Source organism: Streptomyces sp. NPDC005899 (genome assembly GCF_040629645.1).
Taxonomy (GTDB): Bacteria; Actinomycetota; Actinomycetes; order Streptomycetales; family Streptomycetaceae; genus Streptomyces.
In genome coordinates this window covers 1-5624 of record NZ_JBEXWB010000382.1, presented here as the reverse complement: position 1 = coordinate 5624, position 5624 = coordinate 1, and the positions used below count along the sequence as shown (strand labels likewise).

Sequence of the window (5624 nt, the reverse complement as noted above, 5' to 3'; positions counted from 1 at the left end):
GGCCGGTCGCGGGTGACCGGCACCACAGGCGGAGGCCGCACCCGCCGCCCGGGTCGCGGGTGCGCCCGCCGCCGGCTCGCGGCCGCTCCCCCCGGCCGTGTCACAGATGCGTCGGTGCGAACATCCTCAGCAGGACCGGCAGGACCACGACCGAGGGCCCCGGGCTCGCCAGCGCCCCGGCCAGGTCGGCGGTCAGGGACTCCGGCGACGTCCGGAGCGCGGGGACCCCGAAGGACTCCGCGAGGGCGACGAAGTCGGGACGGGACAGCTCCGTCGCCGTGGCCTGGCCGAAGGCGCCCGTCATGTACTCGCGCAGGATGCCGTAGCCGCCGTCGTCCACGATCAGCCAGGTGACGGGCAGGTCGTACTGGCGCGCGGTGGCGAGCTCGGCGATCGAGTACATCGCGCCGCCGTCACCCGAGACCGCCAGCACCGGCCTCGTGGGATCGGCGGCGGCGGCGCCGATCGCCGCGGGGAAGCCGTAGCCGAGTCCCCCGGCGCCCTGGGCGGAGTGCATCGTGTTGGGGTGCCGGGCGTCGAAGGCGGACCAGGCCCAGTAGGCGAGGATCGTCATGTCCCAGAAGCTGGGCGAGGTGTCGGGCAGGGCCTCGCGGACCGAGGCGAGCACCCGCTGCTCCAGGGTGAGGTCCTGGGCGGCGATCCGTGCGCGCACCCGCTCCAGGACCGTGCGGACACGGGTGGCGGCGGCGGCGTCCTCGCGGCGCTCCACCGCGTCCAGGAGGTCGGCGAGCGCCTCGCGGGCGTCGGAGTGGATGCCGAGCGCGGGATGGTTGGACTCCAGCTTCCCGGCGTCGGCCTCGATCTGGATGACCCGGCCGCGCGGACTGAACGTGTGGTAGTTCGACGACAGCTCACCGAGTCCGGAGCCGACGACGAGCAGCACGTCGGCGGACTCCAGGAAGTCCGTGGTGTGGCGGTCCTCCAGCCAGGACTGGAGGGACAGCGGGTGCTCCCAGGGGAAGGCGCCCTTGCCGCCGAAGGTGGTGACGACGGGGGCGTCGATCTTCTCCGCGAGCGCGCGCAGCTTGCCGGACGCGTCGGACCGTACGACTCCGCCGCCCGCGATGATCGCCGGGCGCTCCGCGTTCGACAGCAGGTGCGCCGCCGCGAGGGTCAGTTCCGGCCGCGGGTACACCTCGCGCGGGGTGGCGTCCAGCGCGCTGACCACCGGCAGGACCGTCTCGGCGAGGAGCACGTCCTGCGGGATCTCCACCCACACCGGCCCGTGCGGGGCGGTGAGCGCGGACTCCCAGGCGGCGGCGATCGCGGACGGGATCTGCGACGCCGTGCGCACGGTGTGGACGGACTTCACGACACCCCGGAAGGACGCCTGCTGGTCGCGGAGCTCGTGCAGGTAGCCGTGCCGCCCGCCGCCGAGCCCGGCGGTCGGGATCTGGCTCGACACCGCCAGCACGGGCGCCGACGCGGCCGCCGCCTCCTGGAGCGCGGCCAGGGAGGTCAGGGCCCCCGGCCCGGTGGAGAGCAGCAGCGGGGCCACCTCCCCCGTGATCCGGCCGTAGGCGTCGGCGGCGAAGGCCGCGTTGTTCTCGACGCGCAGCCCGACGTACGTGAGGGAGGAGCGGCGCAGCGCGTCGAACATGCCGAGCGCGTGCTGGCCCGGCAGTCCGAACACGGTGGTGGCGCCGAGGCCCTGGAGGGTCTCGACCACGAGGTCGCCGCCGTTGCGCCCGGGCGCAGGGTTCAGGGCGGCCTCGGCCTGGGCGGGGGTGAGCCGCGGCCGGTCGTCGTGGTCGTGGGTCACGGGGTACGGCCCTCCGCGATCTGGCGGGACATGATCGTCGTCAGCTCGTACGCCGTGTGGGAGGCGGCGACGGAGGTGATCTCCGCGTGATCGTACGCCGGGGCGACCTCGACGAGGTCGGCGGAGACCAGGTGGCAGGAGGAGAGGCCGCGCAGGATCTCCAGGAGCTCGCGGGAGGTGAGTCCGCCGGCCTCCGGGGTGCCGGTACCGGGGGCGTGCGCCGGGTCCAGCACGTCGATGTCGATGGAGATGTAGAGCGGCCGGTCGCCGATGCGCTGCCGGAGCTGGTCGGCGATCTCGTCGACGCCGCGCCGCATGACGTCGGCCGACGTGACGATGCCGAAGCCCATCTTGGCGTCGTCGGTGAGGTCCTGCTTGCCGTAGAGCGGTCCGCGCGTACCGACGTGGGAGAGCGCCTCGGTGTCGAGGATGCCCTCCTCGACGGCCCGGCGGAACGGGGTGCCGTGGGTGTACTCGGCACCGAAGTAGGTGTCCCAGGTGTCGAGGTGGGCGTCGAAGTGGAGCAGGGCGACGGGGCCGTGCTTCTTGGCGACGGAGCGCAGCAGGGGCAGTGCGATGGTGTGGTCGCCGCCGAGCGTCATGAGCCGGGCGCCGGTCGCCAGGAGGCCGTCGGCCGCGGCCTCGACGGTCTCGACGGCCTCGTTGATGTCGAACGGGTTGGCCGTGATGTCCCCTGCGTCGGCGACCTGGGCGAGGGCGAAGGGTGAGGCGTCCTGCGCGGGGTTGTAGGGGCGCAGGAGGCGGGAGGCCTCCCGGATGGCGTTACCGCCGAAGCGTGCGCCGGGGCGGTAGGAGACCCCGCTGTCGAAGGGCACCCCGACGACGGCGACGTCGGCGCTCCCCACCTCGTCGAGCCGGGGCAGCCGGGCGAACGTGGCGGGTCCGGCGTACCGCGGGACGCGGGAGGAGTCGACGGGACCGCGCGGCGAGTCGGTGCTGCTCATGGGCTGATGCCTTTCGTCGTTCTCTGCTCGTCGGACTTCGCCCGTTCGGTTGCGGGCTCTGCTCGTCCGGCCTCTGCGAGGATGCTGCACGCTTTGTGGGCGTTCGTACGGTAATCAAGTGTGCGGGGTGCGGGGTGACCGGGGTCGGTGTCCGCCCGCGCCCGGACGGCTTCGTGAGGCGGTCAGACGGTGACCGGCTCCGTGTCCGGTGCCGTCCCGGGGTCCACGCCCCGGCCGGCCAGCCGTTCGCGCCAGGCCGCCAGCACGCCGGCGTCCGTGGGCCTGGTGGCCAGCGAGACGACCACGTACACCGCGAGTGAGGCGAGCAGCCCGTAGTACACGGGCTCGTTGGCCAGGATCCCGTAGCCGGCCATGAGACCGACGACGGCGACGCCCCCGGCCGCCACGGCGGCCAGCGCCCCCGCCGCGGTGCCCCGGCGCCACAGCAGGCCGCCCAGGATCGGCACGAGCAGCCCGGCGACGAGCAGGTTGTAGGCGACGGTCAGCGCCTCGACGACGTTGTTCAGCGCGATGGCGATGGCGATGACGGCGACGCCCATGACGAGGATGAAGGCGCGGTTGCCCTTCACCTCGTCACGCTCGGCGCCGCCGCTCCCGGCGGCCGGGCCCCGCAGCCGCGACCAGATGTCGTTGTTGGCCACGGTCGCGCAGGCGATCAGCGCCCCGGAGGAGGTGGACATCACCGCGGCGAGCGCGGCGGCCAGGACCAGGCCCCGGACACCGACGGGGAGTTCGTCCTTCACGATCGTCGCGAAGGCCGCGTCCGCGCTGGGCAGCTTCGGGTACATCACCTTGGCCGCCGTGCCGATGACGGCCCCGGCCACCGCGTACACGAGGCAGTACGTGCCGGCGACGGTTCCGCCCCAGCGTGCCGTGCGGTCGCTGCGGGCGGTGAACACGCGCTGCCAGATGTCCTGGCCGATCAGCATGCCGAAGGTGTAGATCAGGACGTACGTGAAGATCGTCTCGCCGCCGATGCCCAGCGGGTCGAAGTACTCCGTCGGCAGCTTCGCCCTCATCCCACCGAAACCGCCGGCCTTGACGACGGCGATCGGCAGGAGGAGGAGCAGGACGCCGATCGTCTTGACGACGAACTGCACCATGTCCGTCAGCGTGATCGACCACATGCCGCCGAGCGTCGAGTAGGCGACGACGACGGTGCCGCCCAGGATGATCGCCACGGTCCGGTCCACGTCGAACAGGACATCGAAGATGGTGGCGTAGGCGATGGTCGAGGTGACCGCCAGCATCAGCGTGTACGCCCACATGACGACACCGGAGATGACCCCGGCCCGGCCGCCGTAGCGCAGGTCGAGCATCTCCGAGACGGTGTAGACCCTCAGCCGCGCGATGCGGGCCGAGAAGAACACGGACAGGGCCAGCAGGCCCAGGCCGATCGTGAAGACCATCCAGGCGCCGGACAGGCCGTACTGGTAGCCGAGGCCGACGCCGCCGATCGTCGAGGCACCGCCGAGGACGATCGCGGCCATCGTGCCGGAGTACATCCAGGGACCGAGCCGCCGGCCGGCCACCAGGAACTCGCTCTTGGACTTGGCCCGGCGCATGCCCCACCAGCCCATGGCGAGCATGCCGGCCAGATAGACGACGATCACCGCGTAGTCGACAGCCATGGGCTTCCTCCGTCTCGTCCCGGCGCACGGGTCGTGCGTGATGAAGACGGTAGGTGGCCGGAAGCCGACCCTGAAGTGTACGTTTCATCCATTCTCACCCGTATCGATGGATGGACCATCCATGCCGGACCTCCCCACCGGGCCCCCGACGCCACCCGTAGCCCTGGCCGAACTGCTGGCACGGAAGGATCTGGGGCTGCGCCGGATCGCCGGACCGGACCGGGCGGACCTGCTGTGGGTGCACACCTCGGAGATGGCCGACCCGTATCCGTACCTGCTGGGGGGTGAGCTGCTGCTGAGCGCCGGGGTGCTCCTCGCGGACGCGGACGCCCACGCGGACACCTATGTGGCCCGGCTGGTGGAGGCGGGGGCGGCGGCGCTCGGGTTCGGGGTGGCGCCGGTGCACGACACGGTGCCCGGCGCGCTGGTCGAGGCCTGCGACCGGCACGGTCTGCCGCTGCTGGAGGTACCACCCACCACCCCCTTCACAGCTGTCGCCCGTGCGGTGTGGCGGCTCATGGCGGAGGCCCGCCACCGGGAGCTGCGCCGGGCGGCCCGGGCGCAGCAGGCCCTGGCGACCGCCGCGGCACGCCCCGGCCCGGTGCCGGCGGTTCTGCACCAGTTGGCCGCGCACCTGGGCGGCCGGGCGGCGCTGCTGACGTCGGCGGGCGAGGAGGTCCACACGGCGGGCGGACCCGTGGCACCGGACGTACGGGCCGCACTGGTCCGGCTGGCCGGCGTGGTGGCCCCTGCGGCCTCCACCGCCGCGTCCGCCCCTGCCGCCTCCGCCCCCGGCACCCCCGCGGCGGCCCCCGGCACGGGGGCGGTGCCCGGTACGGGGCCGGTGGGCGCCCCGGCGGCGGTCCGCAAGCAGAGCCCGGCCTCGGCGACGGACACCCTGGACGGCACCCGTCTGTCCGCGTATCCGCTCGGCGGCGCGCAGGGCCTGGTCCTGGTGCTGGCCACCCCCCGCCGCGATCCCGGGGACCACACGGTGACGGGGATCGCCGTCGTCCTGCTCTCCCTCCTGACGGCCCCGCACCAGGGGGCCGGCGCGGCGGACCGCTCGGCGGCGCTCGTACGCCTGCTGCTGGGCGCCCGCCCGCAGGAGGTGGCGCCGCTCCTGGGCGGCGAGGAGGGCCTGTGGACGGTGGTCCACGCCCGGCGCACCGACGGCGCACCGGCCGGCCCGCTCGCCGCCGGGGGTCTCGGGGGCGCACTGGG

The 5624-nt window shown here is 73.8% G+C and carries 4 protein-coding genes; 1 reads left to right on the top strand and 3 read right to left on the bottom strand.

Features of this window, described 5'->3' with window-relative positions:
* Positions 1-100: 100 nt before the first annotated feature.
* From ABZ371_RS28165 to ABZ371_RS28155, 3 genes are all read right to left on the bottom strand, one after another.
* On the bottom strand, positions 101-1783 hold the full coding sequence (locus ABZ371_RS28165) for a thiamine pyrophosphate-binding protein (protein ID WP_358684676.1): 1683 nt from the start codon (positions 1781-1783) through the stop codon (positions 101-103).
* Positions 1780-2748 carry an agmatinase gene (speB, locus tag ABZ371_RS28160; RefSeq protein ID WP_358684674.1) on the bottom strand — a complete coding sequence of 323 codons (969 nt, stop codon included), beginning with the start codon at positions 2746-2748 and terminating at the stop codon, positions 1780-1782. The genes ABZ371_RS28165 and speB overlap by 4 nt, the downstream gene beginning before the upstream one ends.
* 182 nt (positions 2749-2930) lie before the next feature.
* Positions 2931-4400 carry a sodium:solute symporter gene (locus tag ABZ371_RS28155; protein ID WP_358684671.1) on the bottom strand — a complete coding sequence of 490 codons (1470 nt, stop codon included), beginning with the start codon at positions 4398-4400 and terminating at the stop codon, positions 2931-2933.
* A gap of 121 nt (positions 4401-4521) precedes the next feature.
* On the opposite strand from ABZ371_RS28155, the gene ABZ371_RS28150 reads away from it, so the two are divergent.
* A partial coding sequence (locus ABZ371_RS28150) for a PucR family transcriptional regulator ligand-binding domain-containing protein (protein ID WP_358684669.1) occupies positions 4522-5624 on the top strand: 1103 nt, incomplete at its 3' end.

Bases quoted from the DNA above. Each gene is read 5' to 3' on its own strand.
- speB (WP_358684674.1), bottom strand. From the start codon at position 2,748: ATGAGCAGCACCGACTCGCCGCGCGGTCCCGTCGACTCCTCCCGCGTC.
- ABZ371_RS28155 (WP_358684671.1), bottom strand. From the start codon at position 4,400: ATGGCTGTCGACTACGCGGTGATCGTCGTCTATCTGGCCGGCATGCTC.